Source organism: Rhodococcus sp. NPDC003348 (assembly GCF_053589375.1).
The window spans coordinates 74,507-101,076 of the sequence record NZ_JBSFRT010000012.1; the positions used below are offsets into that span (position 1 = coordinate 74,507).

Consider the following 26,570-nt stretch of genomic DNA (forward strand, 5'->3'; position numbering starts at 1 on the left):
CTCCCGTGGCTGCCCAGAAGTCAGACAAGAGCACTGGTAACAAGGAGTACGGCGCTTCCTCGATCACCGTCCTCGAGGGTCTCGAGGCGGTCCGTAAACGTCCCGGCATGTACATCGGCTCCACGGGGGAGCGCGGTCTGCACCACCTGATCTGGGAGGTCGTCGACAACTCGGTCGACGAGGCGATGGCCGGTCATGCCACCAAGGTCGAGGTCACGATGCTCGCGGACGGCGGCATCGAGGTGGTCGACGACGGCCGTGGCATCCCGGTCGGCATGCACGCCTCGGGCGCCCCGACCGTTGAGGTCGTGCTCACCCAGCTGCACGCAGGCGGCAAGTTCGACTCCGACGCCTATGCGGTGTCCGGTGGTCTGCACGGCGTCGGCATCTCCGTCGTGAACGCGCTGTCGACGAAGCTCGAGGTCGAGATCGACACCGACGGACACCACTGGTTCCAGACCTACACCAAGGCGGTGCCGGGCGAGCTGATCCAGGGGGAGCCGACGAAACGGACCGGCACCACCGTCCGGTTCTGGGCGGACCCGGAGATCTTCGAAACCACGAACTACAACTTCGAGACGGTTGCGCGTCGCCTGCAGGAGATGGCGTTCCTCAACAAGGGCCTGACCATCACCCTCACCGACGAGCGCGTCGCGGAGGAGGAGATCACCGACGACGTCGTCAGCACGACTGCGGACGCGCCGAAGACCGCGACGGAGAGCGAGGCCGAATCGGCGGCCCCCGTTCACAAGGTCAAGTCCCGCGTCTACCACTACCCGGGTGGCCTCGAGGACTACGTCCGGTTCATCAACCGCGCGAAGCAGCCCATCCACAACTCCGTTGTCGGGTTCACCGCCAAGGGCACCGGGCACGAGCTCGAGATCGCGATGCAGTGGAACTCCGGTTACTCCGAGTCGGTGCACACCTTCGCGAACACCATCAACACCCACGAGGGCGGAACGCACGAGGAGGGCTTCCGTGCGGCCCTGACGTCGGTGGTGAAGAAGTACGCCAAGGACAAGAAGCTGGTCAAGGACAAGGATCCCGAGCTCAGCGGTGACGACATCCGCGAGGGACTGGCCGCGATCATCTCGGTCAAGGTCGGCGAGCCGCAGTTCGAGGGCCAGACCAAGACCAAGCTCGGCAACACCGAGGTCAAGTCGTTCGTGCAGAAGGCGTGCAACGAGCACCTCGCGCACTGGTTCGAGTCGAACCCGGCCGATGCGAAGACGATCGTGAACAAGGCGGTGTCCTCGGCGCAGGCGCGCACCGCCGCCCGCAAGGCACGCGAACTGGTTCGCCGGAAGAGCGCCACCGACATCGGCGGCCTGCCCGGCAAGCTGGCCGACTGCCGCTCCAACGACCCGAGCAAGTGCGAGATCTACATCGTCGAGGGCGACTCGGCCGGCGGCTCGGCCAAGTCCGGCCGCGACTCGATGTACCAGGCGATCCTGCCGCTGCGCGGCAAGATCATCAACGTCGAGAAGGCCCGCATCGACCGCGTCCTCAAGAACGCCGAGGTCCAGTCGATCATCACCGCGTTCGGTACCGGCATCCACGACGAGTTCGACATCAGCAAGCTGCGGTATCACAAGATCGTGCTGATGGCCGACGCCGACGTCGACGGCCAGCACATCTCGACCCTGCTGATGACGCTGCTCTTCCGCTTCATGCGTCCGCTGATCGAGCACGGCCACGTCTACCTGGCGATGCCGCCGCTGTACAAGCTCAAGTGGCAGCGGACCGAGCCGGAGTTCGCCTACTCGGATCGCGAACGGGACGGGCTGCTCGAGGCCGGTCTCGCGGCGGGCAAGAAGATCAACAAGGACGACGGTATCCAGCGCTACAAGGGTCTGGGCGAGATGAACGCCAAGGAACTCTGGGAGACCACGATGGACCCGTCGGTACGCGTCCTGCGGCAGGTCACCCTCGACGACGCCGCTGCGGCCGACGAACTGTTCAGCGTCCTGATGGGCGAGGACGTCGAGGCCCGGCGCAGCTTCATCACCCGTAACGCGAAGGATGTCCGTTTCCTGGACGTCTGAGCGTTACTAACGAGGCCGCACATCGAGGTGATACATGTCACACCGATGTGCGGCCTTGTTGGTGGCAAATGGCCCCCGTGGGGGTAAACGTGAATCGGGAGTGACGGATGATGCTCACGAGGCATCATGTGATTGAGGCCGCGCCCGATTTGATAACGACACGATAACCAAATGGGTACATTCGCACTTCTGCGACCGGTTCCCAGCATCTACACTCCGGTATCGCCCAGCAGTCTGATTCGGCGCCCGTGAGAGCACTCGGTGGTAGGGGAGGACGGTGCAGGTCGGCGGACCGGTACCGGACCTGGGTGGAAAGTGAGCCGTTGGAGAGATGAACGAACAAGCACCGCCTGCACGCAGGCTCTGGAACCTCGAGGGTTGGGGACTGCGGTGGAAGGTCACCGCAGTGCTCGCGATCCCCCTCACCGTCGCCATGGTGCTCGGTGGCCTGCGGGTCCAGGACGAGCTGAGCCGCGCCGTGAACTACAGCTCGGCGGCGGACCAGGTCGCGGCCGTCCCGAACATCGTCCGGCTCGGCACCGATTTCGGCCTTCTCTCTGCCGCCTACAACTCCAGCACGCTCCAGCCCGAGGACATCGCGGACGCGGAGAAGTCGCTCGAGAGGGCCAAGGCGGACGCGGCCAACCCCGAGATGCCTGCTGCGGTCACCGATCAGCTCCAGGCCAACATCCGTGCCATCGAAGAGATCCTGGCCGGCATGAAGTCCGGTGCGCCGATGCCCGCCGATCTGCCGGCCCGCACGACGGTCATCCGCCAGGATCTCACCAGCGTCATCGACTCCATCGTCGCGCCGATCGACGACCGCGAGGTCATCACGGCGCACACCCACCTGGTGGACGCCTGGTCCGCGCAGCGTCGTCTCGCCGACCAGGTCACCGCGGCACTGGTGCTGATCAAGAATTCCAACGGGTCGCTCACCGACCTGATCACCGCCTCCGGTGCCGAGATCGCGATGATCGACTCGCTGGGCCGCTCCTTCCCCGGCGCGGAGGACAAGCTCGACGACCTGCGGAACGGTGTGCACACGCGACTGCAGCTGATCGACTCGTCCCTCGGTGGAACCATGCCGCAGCTCGAACTGCGTGACTCGCTGGTCAAGAGCGTGGCGATCTACAGCTCGCTGGTGAACGAGGCCGCCGACGCCATCTCCACCACCGTCAACACGCGAGCCGACGAGACCCGCTCGGCCGCCCTGCGTGACGCGGCCATCGTTCTCGCCACGCTGCTCGCGGCATTGGTGCTGGCCCTGCTCGTCTCCCGGTCACTGGTCGGCCCGGTCCGCCGGCTCCGCTTCGGTGCATTGCAGGTGGCCCGCAAGGACCTGCCCGAGGCGATCGACCGGGTCATGACCGGTGACGCGGAGGCGGTCAAGCACTTCGAACCGGTCCCCGTCCAGACCACCGAAGAGATCGGGCAGCTGGCCCGCGCCGTCGACGACATCCACGCCCAGGCCCTCAAACTCGCCGGTGAGCAGGCCAGCTTGCGACTTCAGATCGGCGACATGTTCGAGACCCTGGCTCGCCGCTCGAAGTCCCTCGTCGACCAGCAGCTCGGTCTGATCGAGACCCTCGAGTTCGAGGAGAAGGACCCGAAGCGTCTGGAGAGCCTGTTCCGGCTCGACCACCTGGCCGCACGCATGCGCCGAAACGGCGACAACCTGCTCATCCTCTCCGGCACCCAGACCCGGCGCACCCAGTCGGCGCCCGTTCAGCTCGGCGACGTGGTGCGTGCCGCGATGTCCGAGGTCGAGGAGTACCAGCGCGTCCAGGTCGGGCCGACCCCGCACGGTGCCCTCGGTGGTGGCGTCGCGACCGACATCATGCACCTGCTCGCCGAGCTGCTCGACAACTCGCTGCGAGCGTCTCCGCCGGACACCAAGGTGCGGATCGCCTTCGCCCGGGCGGCGGACGGCGGGGTCCTGCTCGAGGTCACCGACCAGGGCATCGGCATCCCGGCCGCGGATCTCGCGGTGATCAACGAACGCCTCGCCTCCGGCGGCCAGATCGGACCCGAGACGGCGCGTCACATGGGCCTGTTCGTGGTCAGTCGGCTCGCGGCACGGCACGGCCTGACCGTCCGGCTGCGGCACTCGATGCGAGAGGGCCGCGAACAGGGCATCACCGCGAGCGTGCACATCCCGGCGACGCTGCTGATGTCGCCGGTGGAGATGGAGTTGACCGGTCCGCAGCAGCGAATCGAGACCAGCGCTCTGCCGCAGGTGACCGTCGTCCAGTCGGGCGCGATGCCGCAGCTCGTCACGGGGCCGACGCCGGCCGTGCCGACCCGTTCCGCACCGGCTCCGGCCCCCGCTCCCGCCGCGTCGGCACGGCCGGTCGAGTCGCCCGTGCCTCCGGCGAACCCCGTGAGCGCTCCGGCCGGCGGCCTGCCGCAGCGGGTGCCGGGTGCGACCGCAGGACTCCCGCAACGCACACCCGGCGCCAGCGGCGCGCCGCGTCCGGAGACGGCCGCCCCCGCGGTCCAGGCACCGCCGGTCGTGGCGCCCCCCGTGGCCCCGAGCCCGGAGTTCCCGTCGGACGAGTCCGCGCCGGGTACCCGGCACCGCTACCGGAGCAACCCGGTCAAGACCGCGTCGTTCTTCCAGAACCGGCCGAATCCCGGTGCGACGCAAGATGTCACGGCCACCGGAACGCCCATCTTCTCGGGCATGGTGTCCGACTGGCTGACGGACCCGACCGAAGAGCGCAGCCAGGGACGGTCCTGGAATTCCGCGTCCGACGAGGGCTGGCAGGCGGCGGGTCGTGCCGCCGAAGCCCCGATCGACGGCCGGACCGAGTCGGGTCTGCCGCAGCGGACCCCGGGACGGCGTCTCGTGCCGGGCAGCGCGGAGTCGGCGGCGGCGCGGAGTCGGGTGCGAGACCCGGAGGCCGTCCGTGAGAACCTCAGCCGTCATCAAATGGGAATTCGCGCGGGCCGTGCCGCCGGCACCGTCGAACGCAACAGCAACGGAGGAGACTGATGAGCAGCGACCTGGTGTCCGACGGCCATCCGCTGGACTGGCTCGTGTCGAACTTCGCCCGCGACGTGCCGGGCGTCTCGCATGCGGTCCTCGTCTCCGCGGACGGTCTCCTGATGGCCGGCAGCGCACACCTGCCGACCGACCGGGCCGAGCAGCTCGCCGCCGTCACGTCCGGGCTGGCCAGCCTGTCCGCCGGTGTCTCGAACCTGTTCGACGGTGGCGGAGTGCTGCAATCCGTCGTCGAGATGCAGCACGGCTACCTGCTGCTGATGAGCGTCGGCGACGGTTCGCACCTCGCGGCACTGACCTCCACCAACTGCGACATCGGCCAAGTCGGCTACGAGATGGCACTGCTCGTCGACCGGGTCGGCGCGTCCGTCCAGGCGGTGCCGCGTTCGTCGATCGGCACCTGAGCCGGGAGACACGATGGACGAGCCGTACATGAACGCCCACGGTGGGTCCGGACCGAGCCTGGTCCGGCCCTACTCGCTCACCTCGGGACGCACGAAGCCCAAGGTGGAGCTGGCCATCGAAGCGTTGATCCAGTCGTTGCCGGACCCCGAGAACCGGACTCTCGAACTCGGCGACGTCGATGCGGCGATCGTGGCACTGTGTGTCCAATCGCCGTCGGTGGCCGAGATCGCCGCCCGCGTGGGCGTTCCGATCGGCGTGGCCCGGGTGCTGGTGGCCGATCTCGTCGAGGCCGGCCACGTCCGGATCCAGGCAACCCTTCAGGACGATTCGAGCGACAACGATCGTCGTGAACTGATCGAAAGGGTCCTCGGTGGACTTCGCAAGCTCTGATCCTCGGCCCAGCCGGGTGACCTCGACCAAGATCGTCGTTGCCGGTGGTTTCGGTGTCGGCAAGACAACCCTGGTCGGGTCGGTCTCCGAGATCGTGCCACTGAGAACGGAAGCGCTGGTCACCAACGCCTCGGACGGCGTCGACAACCTCAGCGCCACCCCGAACAAGGCCACCACCACGGTGGCCATGGACTTCGGCCGGATCAGCCTGGCCGAGGATCTGGTGCTGTACCTGTTCGGGACGCCCGGTCAGAACCGTTTCTGGTTCATGTGGGACGACCTGATCCGGGGAGCGATCGGCGCGGTCGTCCTGATCGACACCCGACGACTCGACGAGTCGTTCGCGGCCGTCGACTTCTTCGAGGCCCGCAGCCTGCCGTTCCTGGTGGCGATCAACGAATTCGACGACTCGCCGAGGTACCCGCACGAGGAGATCCGGCAGGCGTTGGCGGTCTCCGCCGAGGTGCCGATCATGTCCATCGACGCCCGCAACCGGGAATCCGCGAAGGGCGCGCTGGTCGCCGTCACCGAGTACGCGCTGCGGCGGCTCGGTCAGCCTGTCGCCTGACTGCGCGACATCCCACACCGATGGGCCCGACCACACCGAAAGGCGGCGAGCCGCAAGCATGTCGGACCAAGCTGTGCACCACCTGTCGATGGGACTCTGGGTCGTTTTCCTCGCCGTCGGGACCGCGGCCGTCGGCACGTACGTGGGGATCGCATGCGCGCGGCGCGCCGCCTACGCCGCCAACCGGCGTCGGCTCTGGATGCTGGTCGCCGCGCTGTCGATCGGGGGAGTGTCGTTCTGGCTCGCGAACGTCGTGACGACGGCCGGATTCGCGGTCGACGGCAGCGCGGTGCGCTACGACCCGGTCCGGGTCGTGGGATCGCTGGTCCTGTGCCTGCTCGCCACGGTGGCCGGATTGCTGATCAGCAGCCCGCGCTCCGCGGATGAAGTCGAGTCCGACAGCGACACCCGCATCGTCAAGGTGATGTCGGGTGCGGTGGTCATGGGACTCGGTCTGACGGCCGGCTACTACGTCGCGATGAAGGCCATCGAGGTGCAGGGTCGGACCTACATGGATGCCGCCCTGATCTCCGTCGCGGGAGTGGTCGCCGTCATCGCGTCGATCGGCGTGCTGTGGATGGCGGCCGCGGACGTGCCACGGGTGGTCCTCGCCGGTGGGTCGATCGCGGTCGCGGTGGCCCCGGTGGTGATGCACGGGGCGATGATGGCGGCGCTGCGGGTCCGGCTCGACGGCATTTCGCCGACCCCGCCCGGGGTCGAGGTGTTCGGGATCCTGTTCCCTGCGTTCGTGGTCGGGATGCTGATCCTGACGGTTCCGACCGTCGCGCTGCTGATGGCCTCCGACCGGGCGACCGCGGAACTGGAGGCGCAGGCCCGCCTGTGGATCCAGCAGGACGCGGACCAGCGGCAGCCCTGACCGGTCTCCCCGTGACGGGGTGTTCGGCGACAACCAGCCACGGCTGCCGCTTCCGGCTGACCAGCACCTATAGACTTGTGTAGTTGTGCGACGCGGGACGGAAGGGAGCATGCGCTTTCGATGTCGACCGTCGCCCCGGGTTCGCGGGCTCTGCCCGCGGCCGTCGCACCCGGCACCACAGAAGCTGAGAAGAAGAGGAGCCGATGACTGACACCACGATGCCGCCGGACGAACCGGGGCACGATCGCGTCGAGCCGGTGGACATCCAGCAGGAGATGCAGTCCAGCTATATCGACTACGCGATGAGCGTGATCGTGGGCCGCGCCCTTCCGGACGTGCGTGACGGTCTCAAGCCCGTGCATCGGCGCGTGCTCTACGCGATGTACGACAACGGCTACCGGCCGGACCGCGGTTACGTGAAGTCCGCGCGACCTGTCGCCGACACCATGGGTAACTACCACCCGCACGGCGACTCCTCCATCTACGACACCCTCGTGCGTATGGCGCAGCCGTGGTCGCTGCGTTATCCGCTGGTCGACGGCCAGGGCAACTTCGGATCCCGAGGCAACGACGGCGCCGCAGCCATGCGCTACACCGAGTGCCGTCTGACGCCGCTCGCGATGGAGATGCTGCGCGAGATCGACCACGAGACGGTCGACTTCGCCCCCAACTACGACGGTAAGACGCAGGAACCGACGGTTCTGCCGAGCCGCATCCCGAACCTGCTGATCAACGGCTCCAACGGCATCGCCGTCGGTATGGCCACGAACATCCCGCCGCACAACCTGCGTGAGGTCGCCGAGGCGATCTACTGGGCGCTCGACAACCCGGACGCGGACGAGGAAACCACCCTCGAAGCCGTGATGGAGCGGGTGAAGGGGCCGGACTTCCCGACCGCGGGCCTGATCGTCGGCGGCCAGGGCATCCAGGACGCGTACCGCACGGGCCGGGGCTCGGTCCGCATGCGCGGCGTCGTGGAGATCGAGGAGAACGCCAAGGGCCAGGCCACGATCGTCATCACCGAACTGCCGTACCAGGTCAACACGGACAACTTCGTCAACGCGATCGCCGAGCAGGTCAAGGACGCGAAGATCGCCGGTATCTCCGACATCCACGACGAGTCCTCGGACCGGGCCGGCCTGCGCATCGTGGTCACCGTCAAGCGGGACGCGGTCGCGAAGGTGGTGCTCAACAACCTCTACAAGCACACCCAGCTGCAGACCACGTTCGGCTGCAACATGCTCTCGATCGTCGACGGGGTGCCGCGCACGCTGCGCCTCGACCAGATGATCCGGCTGTACACGGCCCACCAGCTCGAAGTCATCATCCGCCGCACCCGGTACCTGCTGCGCAAGGCCGAGGAGCGGGCCCACATCCTGCGCGGTCTGGTCAAGGCGCTGGACGCGCTCGACGAGGTCATCGCCCTGATCCGGGCGTCGCAGACCGTCGACATCGCCCGCGCGGGCCTGATGAACCTGCTCGACGTCGACGAGATCCAGGCCGACGCCATCCTGGCGATGCAGCTGCGCCGCCTCGCCGCCCTCGAACGACAGAAGATCGTCGACGAGCTCGCCGAGATCGAGCGTGAGATCGCCGACTACCAGGACATCCTCGCCAAGCCGGAGCGTCAGCGCGCGATCGTCCGCGACGAGCTCAAGGAGATCGTCGACAAGTACGGCGACGACCGCCGCACCCGCATCATCGCCGCCGACGGCGACGTCTCCGACGAGGACCTGATCGCCCGCGAGGACGTGGTCGTCACGATCACCGAGACCGGGTACGCCAAGCGCACCAAGACCGACCTGTACCGCTCGCAGAAGCGTGGTGGAAAGGGCGTCAAGGGCGCGGAGCTCAAGCAGGACGACATCGTCAAGAACTTCTTCGTCTGCTCGACCCACGACTGGCTGCTGTTCTTCACCACCAAGGGCCGGGTCTACCGCGCCAAGGCGTACGAGCTGCCGGAGACCTCCCGCACCGCCCGCGGCCAGCACGTCGCGAACCTGCTGGCGTTCCAGCCGGACGAGCGGATCCAGGGCATCATCCACATCAAGTCGTACGAGGATGCCCCGTACCTGGTGCTCGCGACCCGCAACGGCCTGGTCAAGAAGTCCAAGCTGTCGGACTTCGACTCGAACCGGTCCGGCGGCATCGTCGCGATCAACCTGCGCGGTGAGGACGAGCTGGTCGGTGCGGTGCTGTGCTCCGCGGACGACGACCTGCTGCTCGTTTCCGAGCAGGGACAGTCGATCCGGTTCTCCGCGACGGACGAGGCGCTGCGCCCGATGGGTCGTGCCACGTCCGGTGTGCAGGGCATGCGGTTCAACGGGGACGACGCGCTGCTGTCGCTGAACGTCGTCAAGGAGGGCACGTACCTGCTGGTCGCGACGTCCGGCGGTTACTCCAAGCGCACCCCGATGGACGACTACCCGGTCCAGGGTCGCGGCGGCAAGGGCGTACTCACGATCCAGTACGACCCCAAGCGTGGCACCCTGGTCGGAGCGCTCATCGTCGAAGACGACGACGAGCTGTACGCCATCACCTCCGGTGGGGGCGTGATCCGTACGGCGGCCAAGCAGGTGCGCAAGGCCGGCCGTCAGACCAAGGGCGTGCGGTTGATGAACCTCGGGGACGGCGACAACTTGCTCGCGATCGCGCGCAACGCCGACGAACCGGAGGAGTCCGACGCCGCCGCGACCGATGCAGCGAAGGAGTCGTAAGTGAGCACTCCCCACCAGCCCGGCAGTGACCGGCCGAACCCGGCGGGTCCCGCCGCGCAGGGGCAGCAGCCTCCCGCCGCGAAGACCGGGCCCACCGGGGCCGCGAACGGGGCGGCGTCCGCGGCCCCGGCCGCGAACGGTTCCGCGTCGGGTCGGCCGGGTCCCGAACCGGTGGCGCCCGCCGCCGCGTCCGGGAAGGGAACACCGTCCGGGCCTGCGGTTCCCGGATCCGGGGATCCGAAGGCGCCCGAGGCGAAGGCCGCCCCGGTGACGTCGCAACCTGCGCAGCCCGCGGCGAAGGACGTTCCCGCGGGGCAGCCGACTTCGGCGCCGGCCGCACCGCGGGCGGCGGGTGCCGACGCGCCCACCACGAAGGCGCCCGCGGCCAAGACCGGGGCACCCGCGGCGGGCGCCCCGGGTGGACCGTCGGCCCAGCCCGCGTCGGGTGCACAGGCCGCGGCCCAGGCCAAGTCCGGGCCGGAGACGCAGACCAACGGTCGGGCCGTCCCGCCCGCACCGACCGGTCAGGTGCCGCAGCGCCCGGAGCAGGCCGGGAAGGCCCCGCAGCAGCCGGCTGCGGGCCGACCCGCGGCCGGGGCGGCGCGCCCCGGTGCCCAGACCCCGCCGTGGCAGCGCGGCACCCAGGCGGGTGCCCAGCCGGCGGCGGGAAAGCCCGCCGGCCCGACCGCTGCCCAGCCTGCGGCCGGTAATCCGACCCAGCCGGTGGCCGGTAATCCGACCGCTGCCCAGCCGGTGGCCGGTAAGCCCGCTGCTGCCGGCAAGCCCGCCGCTGCGCAGTCCGCAGCTCAGCAGGCTGCCGCACGTCCGAACGGGCAGCGTTCGGCCGCCGATCCGGCGCGGGCGGCACAGAAGCAGGCCGCGCAGGCGAAGGCCGCGGTGATCGACGGCCCGACCCGGCACATCGACCGCGAGGATCTCGCGAAGGATCTGCCGGACCTGTCGGAGGTCAAGCATCCGACGCCGGTCGCAGCGGAGAAGGCGCCGGGCAAGAAGCCGTCCGTGATGGTCGCCGCGACCACCCCGGTCGGGGATCCGCTGCGGGCCTCCGTGCAGATCCGCAAGGTCGACCCGTGGTCCACGCTCAAGGTGGCGTTGGTGCTGTCGGTGGCGATGTTCTTCGTGTGGATGTTCGCGGTCGGGTTCCTCTACATCGTGCTCGACGGCATGGGCGTGTGGGACCGGCTGAACAACGCGTTCACCGACATCGTGTCCGAGTCCTCCGACTCCGGATTGGTGACGGCCGGCCAGGTGTTCGGCTACTCGGCGCTGATCGGCGGCATCAACATCGTGCTGTTCACAGCGCTCGCGACCGTCGGCGCGTTCATCTACAACCTCTGCACCGACCTCGTCGGCGGTGTCGAGGTGACTCTGGCAGACCGTGACTGACTGGTCGCTCCTCGCGAACCGTGACCGATTGGTCGCTCGCGAACCGTGACTGACCTGGTCTTTTGCGTCCCCACCGGCCCGATTTTGGTGGCTGCGGGTCGGTGGGGTAGTGTCATGCCTCGGTTCGAGAGACACGATCAATCGGGCCGGTCACGGGCCTATAGCTCAGGCGGTTAGAGCGCTTCCCTGATAAGGAAGAGGTCGGAGGTTCAAGTCCTCCTAGGCCCACTCCCCGTGCCGACGAAGGGTTCGAGCATGAAGATTCTGCTGGTCATCGCGACAGCTGCGGCAGTGATCTTCGGCCTCACCAAGCTGCGCTCGCAGCAGCGCAGCGAGGACGTCTGGCACGAGGTAACCAACCGCTGACGCGGGACGGGGCCTTAGCTCAGTTGGTAGAGCGCTGCCTTTGCAAGGCAGATGTCAGGAGTTCGAATCTCCTAGGCTCCACAAATTTCACAGCTTCGACGAACACCCCGCACCTCGTCGGTGCGGGGTGTTCTGTTTCCTCCGCAGGCGGTCCGGGATGGGGATGCCCCGGCGAATGACCGATTTACCCAGGTTGTCCTGTGGAAATGTGAACAAGTCTGTGTAGCGATGATCTTCGGTCACCGTCGGTTCACGTCCTGGTCACGCTGTTGTTCGGGCTGACATCGGCTCGTGATCCGGGAGGTCGCGGTTCGGCCTCTTACCAAGCTGCTTGCGCTGTGTTACCGTCCCGATCAATCTGTTACTGCAAGTAACATAAATTGGGGGTCTGGGAGTGGTGAACAGCAGGGGAGTGCGCGTCGTTCTCGCGGCGGCGCTGATGGTCGGAGCGGTGACGGCAACGGCCACGAACGCCGCAGCCGCACCGGCGGACTTCTACGGCACACCGTCCGCGCTGCCCGCCGCCCCGGGCGACCTGGTCCGGACCGAGCCGGCCGCTCTCGCACTGCGCGTCCCGAACACCACAGGTGGCTTCCCGGCCGACGCGACCCGGATCATGTACCGCACGGCCGATGCCAACGGCGCGCCGATCGCCGTCACCGGCACCTACTTCGATCCGCAGACCCCGTGGACCGGGGCGGGGGAGCGGCCGCTCGTCAGCCTGGCGGTCGGCACCCATGGTCAGGGCGACCAGTGCGCGCCGTCGAAGCTCTTCGGGCAGCCGATCAACGTCGACGAGCACCTGGCCCCGATGGTCGAGTACGAGATCCTCGCCGTCAACAACCTCCTCCTGCGCGGCATCGCCGTCGTCGTCACCGACTACGAGGGCCTCGGGACCGATGGCGTGCACACCTACGTCAACCGCGCCGCCGAAGCGCACGCCGTCCTCGACGCCGTCCGTGCCGCGCAGGCGCTGCCGGACACCGCCATCACCCCGGACGGCCCGGTCGGCTTCTGGGGTTACTCCCAGGGCGGCGGCGCGGCTGCCGCGGCCGCCGAGCTCGCCCCGCAATACGCGCCCGAACTCGACGTCAGGGGCACCTATGCGGGTGCGCCGCCGGCAGACCTCGTCGCCACGCTGCGGGAGATCGACGGATCCTCCCTGACCGGGGCCATCGGCTACGCGATCAACAGCCTCGTGCAGGCGTACCCGGAGTTGCGGGACTCGCTGGAGGCCGAGGTCAACGACCGTGGCCGGGACATGCTCACGCGCGTCGCCGACCAGTGCATCGCCGAATCCGCGGCGGCGTTCGGATTCCAGCGGACCAGCGACTACACCCGCACCGGCGAGTCGCTGTCGGTGGTGCTGGATCGGATGCCGGTCGCGAAGGACCTGCTCGACCGGCAGAGGATCGGCAGGCTGACACCGTCCGCCCCGGTCCTGGTGCAGTCCGGCGTCCACGACGACGTTGTGCCGTACGGACAGGCCGCCCAGCTCGCCCGCGACTGGTGTGCCCGCGGGGCGACCATCCAGTTCTCCGAGAACCCGCTGCCCGCGCTCGGGACGGGTCTCGGCGTCAACCATGCCGCGCCGATCGTCCTCGGCCTGCCCGAGGGCTCCCAGTTCATGCTCGACAGGTTCAACGGCGTGCCCACGGCCGGCAACTGCTGACCGGTCCTCCACGCCACAGCGAACGGGCCCGGCACCTTGTGAAGGTGCCGGGCCCGTTCCACGTGAAACCGCTACTGCTCGACGGCCTCGAGGTCGCGCAGGCTCGGCGGCTGGTCCGCGACCGGTGCCGGCTCCGCGCGTCGCAGTCGCCACACCGCGACACCCGCGGCGACGGCGACGCCGAGCGCGCCGACCACCGCGATCCGACGGAACCGGCCGCCGCGGTGGTCGGGGGCGACCGCAGCAGCGACGACGTTCTCGTCGGTCAGCGGGGCCGCGGCGGCATGCCTGGGCCGGGACAACGCCGACTTCGCCATCGAGTACCCGAGGCCGAGAAGGTAGGCGCTCACCGTGCCACCGCCCTTGACCAGACCGCCGGCACCCTTCAGCACGCCGAGCGCGGAGGCCTTCGCCAGCCGCAGCGCCATGCCGGGGTCGGTGGAATCGGTTCCGGACGTCGTCAGAACCGGTGCGTGGGTGTCGAATTCGTCTTCGAGCTCGACCGGTGCCGGGGCGGGGGACTGCTTGGTAGCGCGAGTCATTGCTCCACTGTCCCACATGTCCGTGCTGTGTGAGTGGCACCAGAGGTGCGTGTGAATGGCACCAGAGGTGCGTGTGAATGGCACCAGAGGTGCGTGTGAATGGCACCATGGAGGGGTGAGCACACCGAATCAGACCGCAACCGCAACGCTGCACACCAACCGTGGCGACATCAAGATCGCCCTGTTCGGCAACCACGCGCCGAAGACGGTCGCCAACTTCGTCGGCCTCGCCGACGGATCCGCCGACTACACCACCGAGAACGCCAAGGGTGAGAAGTCCGGCCCGTTCTACGACGGGGCGATCTTCCACCGCGTCATCGACGGCTTCATGATCCAGGGCGGCGACCCGACCGGCACCGGCCGCGGCGGCCCGGGCTACAAGTTCGCCGACGAGTTCCACCCCGAGCTGCAGTTCGACCGCGCCTACCTGCTGGCGATGGCGAACGCCGGCCCGGGCACGAACGGCTCGCAGTTCTTCATCACCACCGGCCAGACCCCGCACCTGAACCGTCGCCACACCATCTTCGGTGAGGTCGTCGACGAGGAGTCGAAGAAGGTCGTCGACGCCATCTCGGCGACCCCGGTCGACCGTTCCGACCGCCCCGTCGAGCCGGTCGTGATCAACAGCATCACCATCTCCTGATCGACCGAGGAACCAGATGACGAACCCCGGTTGGGGCGGTGGGCCCGGCGAGGGCATCCCGCCCCAACCGCGGTGCGTGCGGCACCCGGACCGTCCCACGGGACTGTCCTGCACGCGCTGCGGACGCCCCGCCTGCCCCGAATGCCTGCACATGGCCTCGGTCGGTCAGCACTGCGTCGACTGCGTCGCCGCGGCGAACCGCCAGACCGCGACCGTCCGCACCGCCGCCGGTGCCCCGGTCCGTGCCGGGCTGCCGACACCGATCGTCACGTACGTCCTGATCGCGCTCAACGCCCTCGCCTTCGCGGTCACCGTCGCGCAGTCCGGGAACATCAGCGACAACCACCGCGGGTCGGTGCTGTTCAACGACTGGGCGCTGTGGCCGCCTGCCGTCGCCAACGGGGACCTGGTCCGCGTCCTGGGCAGCGGTTTCCTGCACTTCGGGTTGCTGCACCTGGCCGTCAACATGTTCGCCCTGTGGGTGATCGGCCGGGACACCGAACTGGTTCTGGGTCGGGCCCGGTACCTGGCGGTGTATCTGGTGTCCATCCTCGGCGGTTCGGCCGCGGTGATGGCATTCCAGATCGACGCGGTCACCGCGGGCGCATCGGGCGCGGTGTTCGGCCTGATGGGCGCGCAGGCGGTGATCCTGTTGCGGATGCGCCGCAGTCCCGGACCCGTCCTCGCGGTCATCGCGCTGAACGTCATCATCAGTGTCACGATCCCCGGCATCTCGCTGTGGGGACATCTCGGCGGACTGGTCGCGGGCGCCGCGGCCACCGCGGTGTTCATGTACGCACCCGGCCTGGCCGGTGATCCGCAGCAGCGCAAGCAGGCCCGCACCCTCGGCTGGGTCGGGTTCGCCGCGGTCGTCGTCGTCACCGTCGGTGTCGTCGCGATGCGGATCGTGCAACTGCGGAGCGAACTGGGTCTCTGACGCCGCGGCGGCCGCGGTGGAGGGCCCCGGCCTCCGGTCGGACCGGCGGGGTTCCCCGTCGTCAGGGAGTGGTGCGACGGTCCGGCGGGACCAGGCCGCGGGAGTTCAGCTCCTCGAAGACGACGGTCGGATCGGCGCCGAGATCCCAGCGACCGAAGATGATCAGCCGGTCGTCATCGGACCCGGGCGGTCGCACGTCGATCTCGAGCATCGGGACGCGGCGGCCGAGACGCGGGTAGCGGACGATGCGGACCCGGCTCAGCTCGGAGCGGTCGACGTCGAGGCGCCCGCGCAGGCGCTGCATGGTCAGGCCGCGGTTGCCCTCCTGGATCGCGAGCCGCGGCCGCTGCCGCAGGCCCAACGCGGTCACCACGAGCAGGCCGAGCGCGGCCAGGCCGATCAGGAACCGTCCGGCGGGATCCGCGGGCAGCGCGAGGGCGGCCGCCGCCATCGCCACCCCGCCGATCCCCGTGGCGGCCAGCGCCGCCGTCGGGGTGGACCAGGACCGTGGGGGCGTCATTCTCGGCCCCGAGGTGGGTTGTGCACTCGTACTCCCGAAGTTATCCACAGCGGTTATCCACAATGGGGATGAATGACATGTGTGTAATTGGCGGGGAGTGGACGGGTGAAACTGCAGGTCATCGCCACCGCATCGTCATGATCAGGCCAGCGACCATGAATCCGAACCCGATCAGGAAGTTGTATGCACCCAGGTTGTTGATGAACTCGATCTGGTCCCCGGCCAGGTAGTACACGATCAGCCACGCCAGACCGATCAGCATCAGGCCGAGCATCACCGACACGTACAAGGTGCTCGACGGTCCGGCCTTGACCTTCACGGGCGTGCGGTTCGCAGGGCCAACGGTGTAGTCCGTCTTCTTCCGGACCTTCGACTTCGGCATGACGTCCTCGGGTGATTGTGACCAGGGCAGCCGGCCCTGTGGATGAACGGTGTGCGACCGCGGTCGGCGTCGTCTCCGACACCTCCCAGGTAGATTCGAGCCTACGGTAGCGGGATACACGCTAGCCCAGCACCGAACCGCCCGGGGCGGACCTCGACCACTCCGCCGGCGGCGGACCAGATCACCGATGACACTCCGACTGCGCGGGGAAGGCACAGAGATGACCGAAGGCGTCCGCCGGTCGCGGCTCTGGCTGGTGGGCGTGCCGATCGTCTGCCTGGTCGCGGGGTTGCTGTTCGCCACCGCCCGCGAGGTTTCCGCGGGCGACGAGTTGCGGCGCGGAGACACCACCCGACTGTCCGACCTGGTGCGGGCCGCGCAGGGCGACCTCGACCGGGTCACCGCCGACCGGGACGGACTCGTCGCGCAGGTCGACGCGCTGCAGGCCAGCGCCGCCGGCTCCGACACCGGGGTCGCGCAGGTCCTGGACCGGGTGCGCAGCCTCGAGGGCGCGGCGGGGTTGTCCGAGGCCACAGGTGCCGGCGTCACCGTCACCCTCACCGACGCCCCCCGCGACTCCGACGGCAACTATCCCGCCGGAGCCCGGCCCGACGATCTGGTCGTGCACCAGCAGGACGTGCAGTCGGTGCTCAACGCGCTGTGGGCGGGCGGCGCGACCGCCGTCGGCATGCAGGACCAGCGGGTCGTCGCCACCACGGCACCCCGTTGCATCGGCAACACGCTGCTGCTGCACGGTCGTACCTACAGCCCGCCGTATGTGATGACCGCGCTGGGCGACCCCGCCCGGCTCACCGCAGCCCTGGACGCCGAACCGGGCGTGCGGCTGTTCAAGCAGTACGCGGTCCGGTACGGGCTCGGGTTCAGCCAGACCACTTCGGATTCGCTGACCGTCCCCGCCTACGACGGGCAGATGCGCACCAAGTTCGCCCGGTGACCCGGCGTCCCCTTATCCTGACGCCATGCGCATCCTCGTCGTCGACAACTACGACAGCTTCGTCTTCAACCTGGTCCAGTACCTGGGTCAGCTGGGCACGACGGCGACCGTGTGGCGCAACGACGACCCGCGCCTCGACGACCGCGCGGCCGTCGCGGCGGAGTTCGACGGCATCCTCCTGAGCCCCGGTCCCGGCACCCCGCAGCGGGCCGGCGCCAGCATGGACCTGGTTGCGGCCTGCGCGGAGACGGGCACGCCGCTGCTGGGTGTGTGCCTGGGCCACCAGTCGATCGGGGCCGCGTTCGGCGCCACCGTCGACCGGGCACCGGAGCTGCTGCACGGCAAGACCAGCCAGGTCACGCACGACGGCACCGGCGTGCTCGCCGGGCTGCCGAGCCCGTTCACCGCGACCCGGTACCACTCGCTGACCGTGCTGCCCGAGACGATGCCCGAGGAACTGATCCCGACGGCTCACACCGACACCGGCATCGTGATGGCGCTGCGGCATCGGGACCTGCCGATTCACGGCGTCCAGTTCCATCCGGAGTCGGTGCTCACGCAGGGCGGGCACCGGATGCTCGCGAACTGGCTCGAGGTGTGTGGTGAGCGGCCTGCCGAGGCGCTGATCGAGACCCTCGAAGCCGAGATGGCTCGCGCCCTCGGCGACGCCCTCACCCACTCCTGACCTGCGCCCGGGGTTCCGTAAGGTCACATCGAGTCACTTCAGGCGAGCCAATGTGACATTAGGGAACCCGCCTGCGCTCCCAAAACTCCCGAACGGCCCACCGGTTCAGGTCAACTGAACCGGTGGGCCGTTCGGAAAACCGGGGTGGGGTCAGCGGCCGCCGCTCGGGATGCCGAGCTGACCGATGCCGACGGTGATCGACGCGGTCTTCGACACCTCGGAACCCGGAGGCTGGGTCTGCGAGACCACCTTGCCGACCTGATCCGTTTCCAGGGTGGGCTCCGGACGCTGCACCAGCTGGCTCGACGAGCCGGTCCAGCCGGCCTTGCGCAGCGAGTCGAGGACCTGTGAGACGGTCAGGTTGCTCAGGTCCGGCATCTGGATCATGTTGCCGTTCGACACCTTGATCGTGACCGTGCTGCCGCGGGAGGCGGTGTCGCCGCCGGTCGGTTCGGTGGACACCACCTGGCCCTTGGGGCGGCCGGAGTCGATGTTCTCGACCTGGACCTTGAAGCCGGCGCCCTCGATGTTCGGCTGGGCCACCTCGAGGGTCTGCCCGACGACGTTCGGCACCCGGACCTGTTCGGGTCCGCTGCCGAGGGTCACCTGGACGGTGCCGTTGAGATCGACCTTCGTGCCGGAGGTCGGCTCCTGCGCGGTGACCTTGTCGAGCTGGTCGGTCGAGGACGGCGCCCGGTCCACGGTCGGGTCGAGCGACAACCCGATCGCGTTCAGCGCCTGCGCGGCCTGCGACTGCGTCATGCCGGTCAGCTTCGGCACCTCCACCTGCTGCGGCCCGGACGAGACGTCGAGGGTCACGACGGTGCCCTCGTCGGCCCGGGAGCCGGCGACGGGAATGGTGGCGATGACGTTGCCGTTGGCTACGACGTCGCTCGGCTTCGGCTGTGTCTGCACCCGGAAGCCGAGGTTCTGCAGTTCGGTCTGTGCGGCCTGCGACGACTGGTTGGTCACGTCGGGGACGGTGACCTGCGCGGCCTTCGACCCGGGGCCGAGCGACCACAGGAACGCGCCGACGATGCCGATCACGGCGAGGGCCGCGATCGCCGCGAGCGTCATCTTCAGGGCCTTGCGGGACCCCTGCTGGGGCTGCGCCGCCGCGGCAGCGGCGGTGGCCGCCGGCGCCGGGTTGGCGGGCGCGGTGGCCGCGTACCGGCCGGAGTTGTTGTCGACGGCGCCGAGGATGGTGGTGCGGTCCTCGTCGTTCATCACCATGGGTGCGGACGGACGCTGCCCGCCGAGCACTCGCACCAGGTCGCCGCGCATCTCGGCGGCGCTCTGGTAACGGTTCGCCGGGTTCTTGCTCATCGCCTTGAGGATCACCGAGTCCAGCTCGCGCGGGATGTCGGGGTTCACCGACGACGGGAGCGCCGGATCCTCGCGGACGTGCTGGTAGGCGACCGCGACCGGGGAGTCGCCCTTGAACGGAGGCTCGCCGGTCAGCACCTCGAACAGCACGCAGCCGAGCGAGTACACGTCGGAGCGGGCGTCGACCTGTTCACCGCGCGCCTGCTCGGGCGAGAGGTACTGCGCGGTGCCGATCACGGCCGCGGTCTGCGTCATCGGGCTGGAACTGTCCGAGATCGCGCGGGCGATGCCGAAGTCCATGACCTTCACCGCGCCGGAGCGGTTGATCATGATGTTCGCGGGCTTGATGTCGCGGTGCACGATGCCGTTGCGGTGGCTGAAGTCCAGCGCCGCGCACACGTCGGCGATGACCTCCATCGCGCGGCGCGGCGCCATCGGGCCCTCGCTGCGGACGATGTCGCGCAGGGTGACTCCGTCGACGTACTCCATCACGATGTACGGCAGCGGGCCGCCGTCGGTCTCGGCCTCGCCGGTGTCGTAGACGGCGACGATCGCCGGATGGTTCAGCGCCGCCGCGTTCTGCGCCTCCCGGCGGAAGCGCAGGTAGAACGTGGGGTCGCGGGCCAGGTCGGCACGCAGGACCTTGATGGCAACGTCCCGGCTGAGCCGCAGGTCGCGGGCGAGGTGGACCTCGGACATGCCACCGAAGCCGAGAATCTCACCCAGCTCGTAGCGGGAGGAGAGTTTGCGCGGTGTCGTCATGGCTGTCCTTGGGAAGCCGAGGTCGTCGTCTCGGTCGTCGTGGTGGTCGTGGTCGTGGTGGTGGTCGGCGGCTCGGTGGTCGTCGTGGTGGTCCGTTCCGTCGTGGTGGTCGGCGGCTCGGTTGTCGTCGTGGGCCGTTCCGTCGTGCGTTCCGTGGTCCGTTCCGTCGTGCGTTCCGTGGTCGGCTCGGCGGTCCATTCCGTGGTCGGCGGTCGGGTCGTGGTCGGGGCGTGAGTGGTGGTCACCGGGATGCGGGTGGTCGTCGGTGTCGCCGGACTCGACGGTTCACCGCCTCCACCGAACAGCAACATTCCTCCACCGATGAGCAGGGCCAGCAGTACCAACGCGCCGCCGGCCCACGCAAGGGCCTTCTGTCCGCTGGTCAGCCCGGACGGCGGCGGTTCCGCCGCCGGATCGGGCCCAGCATAGGCACCCGTCGACGGGGCCAGCACCTGGGTGGCCGCGGTGGGCGGCGCCACCGCCACTGTCGGCGCACCGGACCCCGGCATCGGTGGTCGGCCACCGGACCGGACGACCGCGACGGCGTCCGCGAACTCGCCGCCGCTGTGGTAGCGCGCCGCCGGGTCCTTCGCCATCGTGATCTCGATCAGTTCACGCACATTCGGCGGCAGGTCCGCCGGCAGCGGGGCCGGGATCTCCTGCACGTGTTTCATCGCCACGGTCAGCGCGCCGTCGCCACTGAACGGGCGATGCCCGGACAGCGCCTCGTAGCCGACGACGCCGAGCGAGTAGACGTCGCTGGCCGGCGACGCGTCCTGGCCGAGGGCCTGCTCGGGGGCGATGTACTGGGCGGTGCCCATCACCATGCCGGTGCGGGTGACCGGTGACGCCTCGACCGCCTTCGCGATGCCGAAGTCGGTGATCTTCACCTGCCCGGTCGGGGTGATCAGGATGTTGCCGGGCTTGACGTCGCGGTGCACCACTCCGGTGGCGTGTGCGGCCTGCAACGCCCGACCGGTCTGTTCGAGCATGTCGAGGGCGTGCGGCAGCGACAGCCGTCCGACCCGGGCGAGCACCGCGTTGAGCGGTTCCCCGTTGACCAGTTCCATCACCAGGTAGGCGGTTGCGGCGCCGGCGGTGTCGCGGGTCTCGCCGTAGTCGTAGATGCCGGCGATCCCCGGATGGTTCAGCTGGGCGGTGGTGCGGGCCTCGATGCGGAACCGTTCCAGGAACTCCGGGTCGGAGGAGAACTCCGACTTGAGGACCTTGACGGCGACGCGGCGGTGCAGCCGGTTGTCGGTGGCCTCCCACACCTGACCCATGCCGCCGGTGGCGATCAGGCGCAGCAGCCGGTAGCGGTTGGCGATGACACCGCCGTTCTGCAGGCTCATCGTTCCCCCTCCCGCTGCAGGGCGGCACCGATGACGGCGCGGCCGATCGGGGCGGCCACGGAGCCACCGGTCGCGGCCGCACCCCGGTCGCCGCCGTCCTCGACGATCACGGCGATCGCGACCTGCGGGTTCTGGGCCGGCGCGAACGCGATGTACCAGGCGTGGGGCGGGGTGTTCCGCGGGTCGCTGCCGTGTTCGGCGGTGCCCGTCTTGGACGCGATCTGCACGCCCGGGATCTTGTTCCCGCCGCCGGTGTTGTTCTCCGAGCCGATCATCAGGTCGGTGAGGGTGGCCGCGACCTGCGGGGACACCGCCTGCCCCTTGGATTCGGGGGCGGTGGTGGCCAGGTTCGACAGGTCGGGGCTCTGCAGCTGCGCGACCAGGTGCGGCTGCATCCGGACCCCGCCGTTCGCGACGGTTGCGGCGATGACGGCGTTCTCCAGCGGCGTCAGCGCCACGTCCCGCTGGCCGATGCTGGACTGGCCGAGCGCGGCGTCGTCCGGGATGGTGCCGATGGTGCCGTCCGCGACGGGGAGCGGGATGCCGGGCGAGTCCGGGCTGATCCCGAACGCGGTGGCCCGTTCCTTGAGGGCGTCGGCGCCGTTCCGGATGCCGAGTTCGACGAACGCGGTGTTGCAGGAGCGGGCGAACGCCTCCCGCAGCGACGCGGTCGGGCCGGACCCGCAGGTGGTGCCGTTGTAGTTCTCCAGGGTGGTCGTCGTCCCCGGCAGGGTGATGGTCGGGGCGGCGGTCAGCTGCTCGTCCGGGTTCGCGCCGTTCGTCAGCGCGGCCGCGGTGACCACCACCTTGAACGTCGAGCCGGGCGGGTAGGTCTGCGAGATCGCGCGGTTGAGCAGCGGCTTGTCGGGGTCGGCGTTGAGCTCCTCCCACGCCTGGGTGCTGACCTTGCCGTCGTGGCTGGCCAGCAGGTTCGGGTCGTAGCTGGGGGTGCTGACCATCGAGAGGATCTCGCCGGTGCTCGGGCGGATCGCGACGACGGATCCCGTGTAGCCCTTCGCGGTCAGCTGGTCGTACGCGACCTGCTGGACGACGGGGTCGATGGTGGACACGACGTTGCCGCCGCGCGGATCCCGCCCGGAGACGAGGTCGAAGAAGCGGCGTCCGAACAGCCGGTTGTCGGAGCCGTTGAGCACCGCGTCCTCGGAGCGCTCGAGGCCGGTGTTGCCGTAGAGCATCGAGTAGAAGCCGGTGACGGGGGCGTTCGCGAACGGGCTCGACGGGGCCGTCGGGTTCGGCGGGTAGGTGCGCAGGTACTTGTATCGATCGTCGGTGGGGACCGACGCGGCCAGCACCTGACCCCCGGCGGAGATCTGCCCGCGCTGGCGGGAGTACTCGTCGAGCAGCACCCGCGAGTTCCGCGGGTCGGTGCGCAGGTCGTCGGCCTTGATGACCTGGACGTAGGTGGCGTTGGCGAGCAGGGCGACGACCATCACCATCACGGCCATCGCGACGCGGCGCAGCGGAGTGTTCATGTGCGCCTCAACATTTCCGTCGGTGCGTCCGCGATGGGTGCGGGTCCCTTCTTCTTCGGCTCGGGTGGGGTGCGGGCGGCGTCGGAGATCTTCATCAGCAACGCCAGCAGCAGGTAGTTCGCCAGCAGCGAGGAGCCGCCGTACGACATGAACGGGGTGGTCAGGCCGGTCAGCGGGATGAGTTTGGTGACGCCGCCGACGACCACGAACAGCTGGATCGCGATCGTGAAGGACAGGCCCGCGGCGAGCAGTTTGCCGAAGCTGTCCCGGACCGCCAGCGCGGTGCGCAGACCGCGGATGACGAAGATCAGGAACAGCATCAGCACAGCGGCGAGCCCGATCAGACCGAGTTCCTCACCGATGGTGGCGACGATGAAGTCGGTCTTCGCGAACGGGACCTGCGACGGGCGGCCGCTGCCCAGTCCGGTGCCGGCGAGCCCACCGGTCGCGAGGCCGAACAGCGACTGGGAGATCTGGTAGCCGGTGTTGTTGTAGTCGGCGAGCGGGTCGAGCCAGGTGTTCACCCGGACCCGCACGTGCCCGAACATCTGGTAGGCGAGCACGAACCCGAGTGCAAGCAGGCCGCCGCCGATGACGAGCCAGCCGGCCCGTTCGGTGGCGACGTACAGCATCACCAGCACCGTGCTGAACAGCAGCAGCGAGGTGCCCAGGTCCTTCTCGAGCACCAGCACGCCGATCGAGACGACCCACGCGACCAGGATCGGGCCGAGGTCGCGGGCGCGCGGCAGGTCCAGGCCGAACACGTGCTTGCCCGCGGTGGTGAACAGTTCGCGCTTGGACACCAGCACCGACGCGAAGAAGATGATCAGCAGGATCTTCGCGAACTCGCCGGGCTGAATGCTGAAGAACGGCAGCTTGATCCAGATCTTCGCGCCGTTCACCTCGGACATCGACGACGGCAGCAGCGCGGGGATCGCCAGCAGCACCAGACCGGCCAGGCCGAGGGTGTAGCTGTACCGCGCGAGCAGTCGGTAGTCGCGCAGGAGCACCAGTACGGCGATGAACCCGGCGATGGCCAGCGCCGTCCACAGCACCTGCTGGGTGGCGTCGGGGGAGGGTGGCTCCCGGCCGAAGTAGGCGGCGGTCGAGGCGTCCGCCAGGTCGAGGCGGTGAATGAGCACCAGGCCGAGACCGTTGAGCAGCGCGACGATCGGCAGCAGCAGCGGGTCGGCGTGCGGCGCGAACCGGCGCACGGCCGCGTGCGCGATCAGGAACAGCGCCGCGTACGCGAGCGCGTACTTCGCCAGGTCCCAGGTGATGGCCTGTTCCTGGCTCGCCTCCACCAGCACCAGCGAGAGCGTGGTGATGGCGATGGCGGCACAGATCAGCAGCAGTTCCGCGCCGCGGCGGTTGGACTGCTGGGGGGCGGGGGCGAACCCTCCCGGAGGACTCGGGAAGGAGGCGCCCGAGGGTGCCGAGGACACGGACATCAGCTACCGGTCCTGCAATTCTGTCCCGGAACCTGGGGCAGCGTCGTCTCGGTGGTCGCGGCAGGCGGGGTCGGTTCGGCCGTGGGAGCCGGTGCCGGTGCCGGGGGCGCGGCCGGCGGGGCCCCGGGTTCCGGGACCGGTGTGGGGGCCGGGGCGGGGGTCGGCGTCGGCTGCGCGGTGGTGGTGGGCTCGGGTGTGCACACCGGCAGCAGGTCGCCGTCGGTGAGCCGGTGCATCTGGTCCTTCGCGTCGTCGAGCGACCCGGACGGCAACCCGGCCCGGACCTGCTCCCGCGCGGACGGCTGCAGGTCGTCGACGGTGAGGATCGTGCACGAGGTGGGCGTGATCTCGGGCGCGACCAGCGTCAGGTCGCCCGTGTCGGTGACGCAGCCGAGGAGGTTGACGTCCTGCAGTGAGTAGCCGAGCACCGAGCCGGGCACACCCCGCAGCACGGCGACGCGGCCGTCGTCGGCGCCGACGTAGTAGTTGTGCCGGATCAGCATCCGGCCGACGACCACCCCCACTGCGAGGACCACGACGAGGCCGAGGGCCAGCAGGATCCAGCGCAGCCGGTGACGTTTCTTCGGTTCGGGTTCGGCGACGGCCACCCGGCGGGGCGTGGCCCGTGGCGGACGCATCGCGGCGGCCCGGCCCGCGGCGGTGTCCGGCGGCGGGGTGTCCTCCTCCTCGTCGGAGGCGGCACCGCCGACGATGGGCCGGCTCGGGCCGTAGTCGAGGTCGATGACGTCGGCGACGACGACGGTCACGTTGTCGGGTCCGCCGCTGCGCAGGGCAAGTTCGATGAGCCGGTCCGCGGATTCGGCCGGGGTGCCGCCGCGCAGGACGTCGGCGATGGTCTCGTCGCTGACGACGTCGGACAGTCCGTCGGAGCACAGCAGGTAGCGGTCCCCGGCGCGGGCCTCGCGCACGGTCAGCGTCGGTTCGATCTCGTTGCCGGTCAACGCCCGCATGATCAGCGACCGCTGCGGATGGGTGTGCGCCTGTTCGGCGGTGATCCGGCCCTCGTCGACGAGGGACTGCACGAAGGTGTCGTCCCGGGTGATCTGTGTGAGCACGTCGTCGCGGAGCAGGTAGGCGCGGGAGTCGCCGATGTGCACCAGGCCGAGCTTGCTGCCCGCGAACAGGATCGCGGTCAGGGTGGTGCCCATGCCGTCGAGTTCCGGCTCGTCCTCGACCTGTTCGGCGATGGCGGCGTTGCCGTGCCGGGTCGCGGCTTCGAGCTTGCCGAGCAGGTCGTCGCCGGGCTCGTCGTCGTCGAGGTGCGCCAGGGCGGCAATCATCAACTGCGACGCGACTTCACCGGCGGCGTGGCCGCCCATCCCGTCGGCGAGCGCGAGCAGCCGCGCACCGGCGTAGACGGAATCCTCGTTGTTGGACCGCACGAGGCCGCGGTCGCTGCGCGCTGCGTAGCGCAGGACGAGGGTCACGGGCGGAGCTCGATCACGGTCTTACCGACCCGGACCGGGGTGCCCAACGGCACCCGAACGGCGGTGGTGACGCGCGCCCGGTCGAGGTAGGTGCCGTTCGTTGAGCCGAGATCCTCCACGTACCAATCTGTTCCGCGGGGCGACAGGCGTGCGTGCCGGGTCGAGGCGTAGTCATCGGTGAGGACCAGGGTGGAGTCGTCGGCGCGGCCGATGAGGACCGGCTGGGTGCCCAGGGTGATCCGGGTGCCGGCGAGCGCTCCCTGCGTCACGATGAGGTTCTTGGCGACCTTCGGTTTGCCGAACGAGGGCAGCACCGAGGAGCTGCGGTTGTATCGGGGCGGAACCCGGACGCCGGCGGCGGCGTAGACGTCACTGCGCAGGGTGCGGAGCACCGCCCACACGAACAGCCACAGGAGCAGCAGGAAACCGGCCCTGGTCAACTGCAGGATGAGTCCCTGCACAGCGGTCCACCTCCTCCTCGTTCGCGGCATCGTGCCGACAGCGTCGTATTGCGATGCGGCGATCGTCGCTCGCACCGGGGAACGCCCACACCACAATACGGAACTCCGTCGGACTTCCGTCGGTTAGTGGCTGGCCTGTCGGTTTGGGTAACTCTCTGG

The 26,570-nt window shown here is 69.3% G+C and carries 23 protein-coding genes and 2 tRNA genes; 16 read left to right on the forward strand and 9 right to left on the reverse strand.

Translation table 11 applies throughout. The features are described 5' to 3' along the window. Nucleotides 1-5 precede the first annotated feature (5 nt). The 12 genes from gyrB to ACWDU4_RS10730 all read left to right on the forward strand — a co-directional run bounded on the left by gyrB (nucleotide 6) and on the right by ACWDU4_RS10730 (nucleotide 13,454). Nucleotides 6-2,045: a DNA topoisomerase (ATP-hydrolyzing) subunit B gene (gene gyrB / locus ACWDU4_RS10675; RefSeq protein WP_450113871.1), complete on the forward strand. Its 2,040-nt coding sequence runs from the start codon at nucleotides 6-8 to the stop codon at nucleotides 2,043-2,045. A 331-nt stretch (nucleotides 2,046-2,376) separates the two neighbouring features. After that, a complete protein-coding gene (locus ACWDU4_RS10680) occupies nucleotides 2,377-5,043 on the forward strand; it encodes a sensor histidine kinase (protein WP_450113872.1) in 2,667 nt (888 codons plus the stop codon). Beyond that, the gene (locus tag ACWDU4_RS10685; RefSeq protein WP_450113873.1) at nucleotides 5,043-5,456 is read left to right on the forward strand and encodes a roadblock/LC7 domain-containing protein; all 414 of its coding nucleotides are present in this window, start codon (nucleotides 5,043-5,045) and stop codon (nucleotides 5,454-5,456) included. The genes ACWDU4_RS10680 and ACWDU4_RS10685 overlap by 1 nt, the downstream gene beginning before the upstream one ends. Before the next feature lie 13 nt (nucleotides 5,457-5,469). Continuing rightward, nucleotides 5,470-5,847 (forward strand): DUF742 domain-containing protein, encoded by a 378-nt coding sequence (locus tag ACWDU4_RS10690; protein WP_450113874.1) that lies wholly within the window; start codon nucleotides 5,470-5,472, stop codon nucleotides 5,845-5,847. 16 nt (nucleotides 5,848-5,863) lie between these two features. After that, on the forward strand, nucleotides 5,864-6,415 hold the full coding sequence (locus tag ACWDU4_RS10695) for a GTP-binding protein (RefSeq protein WP_450113875.1): 552 nt from the start codon (nucleotides 5,864-5,866) through the stop codon (nucleotides 6,413-6,415). Between the two features lie 58 nt (nucleotides 6,416-6,473). Beyond that, nucleotides 6,474-7,292, forward strand: a complete 819-nt coding sequence (locus ACWDU4_RS10700) for an MHYT domain-containing protein (protein WP_450113876.1) — start codon at nucleotides 6,474-6,476, stop codon at nucleotides 7,290-7,292. Nucleotides 7,293-7,495: 203 nt separating this feature from the next. Continuing rightward, on the forward strand, nucleotides 7,496-10,009 hold the full coding sequence (gene gyrA, locus ACWDU4_RS10705; protein WP_450113877.1) for a DNA gyrase subunit A: 2,514 nt from the start codon (nucleotides 7,496-7,498) through the stop codon (nucleotides 10,007-10,009). Next, nucleotides 10,010-11,416: a DUF3566 domain-containing protein gene (locus ACWDU4_RS10710; protein ID WP_450113878.1), complete on the forward strand. Its 1,407-nt coding sequence runs from the start codon at nucleotides 10,010-10,012 to the stop codon at nucleotides 11,414-11,416. 154 nt (nucleotides 11,417-11,570) lie between these two features. Further along, nucleotides 11,571-11,644 (forward strand) — tRNA-Ile (locus ACWDU4_RS10715). 27 nt (nucleotides 11,645-11,671) lie between these two features. Continuing rightward, nucleotides 11,672-11,782 (forward strand): DLW-39 family protein, encoded by a 111-nt coding sequence (locus ACWDU4_RS10720; RefSeq protein WP_450113879.1) that lies wholly within the window; start codon nucleotides 11,672-11,674, stop codon nucleotides 11,780-11,782. Nucleotides 11,783-11,790: 8 nt separating this feature from the next. Further along, a tRNA-Ala gene (locus tag ACWDU4_RS10725) sits at nucleotides 11,791-11,863 on the forward strand. 358 nt (nucleotides 11,864-12,221) lie between these two features. After that, nucleotides 12,222-13,454 (forward strand): lipase family protein, encoded by a 1,233-nt coding sequence (locus ACWDU4_RS10730; protein ID WP_450113927.1) that lies wholly within the window; start codon nucleotides 12,222-12,224, stop codon nucleotides 13,452-13,454. Nucleotides 13,455-13,525: 71 nt separating this feature from the next. On the opposite strand, the gene ACWDU4_RS10735 is transcribed toward ACWDU4_RS10730, so the two are convergent. Then, nucleotides 13,526-13,996 (reverse strand): hypothetical protein, encoded by a 471-nt coding sequence (locus tag ACWDU4_RS10735; RefSeq protein WP_450113880.1) that lies wholly within the window; start codon nucleotides 13,994-13,996, stop codon nucleotides 13,526-13,528. Between the two features lie 115 nt (nucleotides 13,997-14,111). On the opposite strand from ACWDU4_RS10735, the gene ACWDU4_RS10740 reads away from it, so the two are divergent. Next, on the forward strand, nucleotides 14,112-14,639 hold the full coding sequence (locus ACWDU4_RS10740) for a peptidylprolyl isomerase (RefSeq protein ID WP_450113881.1): 528 nt from the start codon (nucleotides 14,112-14,114) through the stop codon (nucleotides 14,637-14,639). A 16-nt stretch (nucleotides 14,640-14,655) separates the two neighbouring features. Then, the gene (locus ACWDU4_RS10745) at nucleotides 14,656-15,576 is read left to right on the forward strand and encodes a rhomboid family intramembrane serine protease (protein WP_450113882.1); all 921 of its coding nucleotides are present in this window, start codon (nucleotides 14,656-14,658) and stop codon (nucleotides 15,574-15,576) included. A gap of 61 nt (nucleotides 15,577-15,637) precedes the next feature. On the opposite strand, the gene ACWDU4_RS10750 is transcribed toward ACWDU4_RS10745, so the two are convergent. Both ACWDU4_RS10750 and crgA read right to left on the reverse strand, forming a co-directional pair. Beyond that, the gene (locus tag ACWDU4_RS10750) at nucleotides 15,638-16,096 is read right to left on the reverse strand and encodes a PH domain-containing protein (protein WP_450113883.1); all 459 of its coding nucleotides are present in this window, start codon (nucleotides 16,094-16,096) and stop codon (nucleotides 15,638-15,640) included. A gap of 118 nt (nucleotides 16,097-16,214) precedes the next feature. Further along, nucleotides 16,215-16,478, reverse strand: a complete 264-nt coding sequence (gene crgA / locus ACWDU4_RS10755) for a cell division protein CrgA (RefSeq protein ID WP_450113884.1) — start codon at nucleotides 16,476-16,478, stop codon at nucleotides 16,215-16,217. Nucleotides 16,479-16,698: 220 nt separating this feature from the next. Between crgA and ACWDU4_RS10760 the strand changes: the two genes are divergently transcribed. Further along, entirely contained in the window at nucleotides 16,699-17,433 is a 735-nt protein-coding gene (locus ACWDU4_RS10760) for a DUF881 domain-containing protein (protein WP_450113885.1), read from the forward strand. 25 nt (nucleotides 17,434-17,458) lie between these two features. Then, the gene (locus ACWDU4_RS10765) at nucleotides 17,459-18,118 is read left to right on the forward strand and encodes an aminodeoxychorismate/anthranilate synthase component II (protein WP_450113886.1); all 660 of its coding nucleotides are present in this window, start codon (nucleotides 17,459-17,461) and stop codon (nucleotides 18,116-18,118) included. 150 nt (nucleotides 18,119-18,268) lie between these two features. Here the strand turns inward: ACWDU4_RS10765 and pknB are convergent, their stop codons facing one another. Genes pknB through ACWDU4_RS10795 form a run of 6 tightly spaced genes read right to left on the reverse strand, consistent with a single transcriptional unit; the run spans nucleotide 18,269 to nucleotide 26,411 of the window. Then, complete coding sequence (gene pknB, locus ACWDU4_RS10770; protein ID WP_450113887.1) at nucleotides 18,269-20,206, reverse strand: Stk1 family PASTA domain-containing Ser/Thr kinase; 1,938 nt, start codon at nucleotides 20,204-20,206, stop codon at nucleotides 18,269-18,271. Continuing rightward, complete coding sequence (locus tag ACWDU4_RS10775) at nucleotides 20,203-21,558, reverse strand: serine/threonine-protein kinase (RefSeq protein ID WP_450113888.1); 1,356 nt, start codon at nucleotides 21,556-21,558, stop codon at nucleotides 20,203-20,205. The genes pknB and ACWDU4_RS10775 overlap by 4 nt, the downstream gene beginning before the upstream one ends. Continuing rightward, the gene (locus ACWDU4_RS10780) at nucleotides 21,555-23,051 is read right to left on the reverse strand and encodes a peptidoglycan D,D-transpeptidase FtsI family protein (protein ID WP_450113889.1); all 1,497 of its coding nucleotides are present in this window, start codon (nucleotides 23,049-23,051) and stop codon (nucleotides 21,555-21,557) included. Before ACWDU4_RS10780 ends, ACWDU4_RS10775 begins: the two co-directional genes overlap by 4 nt. After that, the gene (locus ACWDU4_RS10785) at nucleotides 23,048-24,502 is read right to left on the reverse strand and encodes an FtsW/RodA/SpoVE family cell cycle protein (RefSeq protein ID WP_450113890.1); all 1,455 of its coding nucleotides are present in this window, start codon (nucleotides 24,500-24,502) and stop codon (nucleotides 23,048-23,050) included. The genes ACWDU4_RS10780 and ACWDU4_RS10785 overlap by 4 nt, the downstream gene beginning before the upstream one ends. Then, nucleotides 24,502-25,950, reverse strand: a complete 1,449-nt coding sequence (locus tag ACWDU4_RS10790) for a PP2C family protein-serine/threonine phosphatase (RefSeq protein WP_450113891.1) — start codon at nucleotides 25,948-25,950, stop codon at nucleotides 24,502-24,504. Before ACWDU4_RS10790 ends, ACWDU4_RS10785 begins: the two co-directional genes overlap by 1 nt. Beyond that, nucleotides 25,947-26,411, reverse strand: coding sequence for an FHA domain-containing protein FhaB/FipA (locus ACWDU4_RS10795; protein ID WP_450113892.1), 465 nt, complete (start codon nucleotides 26,409-26,411; stop codon nucleotides 25,947-25,949). The genes ACWDU4_RS10790 and ACWDU4_RS10795 overlap by 4 nt, the downstream gene beginning before the upstream one ends. Nucleotides 26,412-26,570 lie beyond the last annotated feature (159 nt).

What these genes read in the sequence shown, in the direction of transcription:
- ACWDU4_RS10775 (WP_450113888.1), bottom strand. Translation starts at nt 21,558, where the DNA reads ATGAGCCTGCAGAACGGCGGTGTCATCGCCAACCGCTACCGGCTGCTG.
- ACWDU4_RS10720 (WP_450113879.1), top strand. Translation starts at nt 11,672, where the DNA reads ATGAAGATTCTGCTGGTCATCGCGACAGCTGCGGCAGTGATCTTCGGC.
- ACWDU4_RS10690 (WP_450113874.1), top strand. Translation starts at nt 5,470, where the DNA reads ATGGACGAGCCGTACATGAACGCCCACGGTGGGTCCGGACCGAGCCTG.
- ACWDU4_RS10785 (WP_450113890.1), bottom strand. Translation starts at nt 24,502, where the DNA reads ATGTCCGTGTCCTCGGCACCCTCGGGCGCCTCCTTCCCGAGTCCTCCG.
- pknB (WP_450113887.1), bottom strand. Translation starts at nt 20,206, where the DNA reads ATGACGACACCGCGCAAACTCTCCTCCCGCTACGAGCTGGGTGAGATT.
- ACWDU4_RS10750 (WP_450113883.1), bottom strand. Translation starts at nt 16,096, where the DNA reads ATGACGCCCCCACGGTCCTGGTCCACCCCGACGGCGGCGCTGGCCGCC.
- ACWDU4_RS10685 (WP_450113873.1), top strand. Translation starts at nt 5,043, where the DNA reads ATGAGCAGCGACCTGGTGTCCGACGGCCATCCGCTGGACTGGCTCGTG.
- ACWDU4_RS10745 (WP_450113882.1), top strand. Translation starts at nt 14,656, where the DNA reads ATGACGAACCCCGGTTGGGGCGGTGGGCCCGGCGAGGGCATCCCGCCC.
- ACWDU4_RS10760 (WP_450113885.1), top strand. Translation starts at nt 16,699, where the DNA reads ATGACCGAAGGCGTCCGCCGGTCGCGGCTCTGGCTGGTGGGCGTGCCG.
- ACWDU4_RS10700 (WP_450113876.1), top strand. Translation starts at nt 6,474, where the DNA reads ATGTCGGACCAAGCTGTGCACCACCTGTCGATGGGACTCTGGGTCGTT.
- crgA (WP_450113884.1), bottom strand. Translation starts at nt 16,478, where the DNA reads ATGCCGAAGTCGAAGGTCCGGAAGAAGACGGACTACACCGTTGGCCCT.
- ACWDU4_RS10735 (WP_450113880.1), bottom strand. Translation starts at nt 13,996, where the DNA reads ATGACTCGCGCTACCAAGCAGTCCCCCGCCCCGGCACCGGTCGAGCTC.
- ACWDU4_RS10765 (WP_450113886.1), top strand. Translation starts at nt 17,459, where the DNA reads ATGCGCATCCTCGTCGTCGACAACTACGACAGCTTCGTCTTCAACCTG.
- ACWDU4_RS10680 (WP_450113872.1), top strand. Translation starts at nt 2,377, where the DNA reads ATGAACGAACAAGCACCGCCTGCACGCAGGCTCTGGAACCTCGAGGGT.
- gyrA (WP_450113877.1), top strand. Translation starts at nt 7,496, where the DNA reads ATGACTGACACCACGATGCCGCCGGACGAACCGGGGCACGATCGCGTC.
- ACWDU4_RS10730 (WP_450113927.1), top strand. Translation starts at nt 12,222, where the DNA reads ATGGTCGGAGCGGTGACGGCAACGGCCACGAACGCCGCAGCCGCACCG.
- ACWDU4_RS10780 (WP_450113889.1), bottom strand. Translation starts at nt 23,051, where the DNA reads ATGAACACTCCGCTGCGCCGCGTCGCGATGGCCGTGATGGTGATGGTC.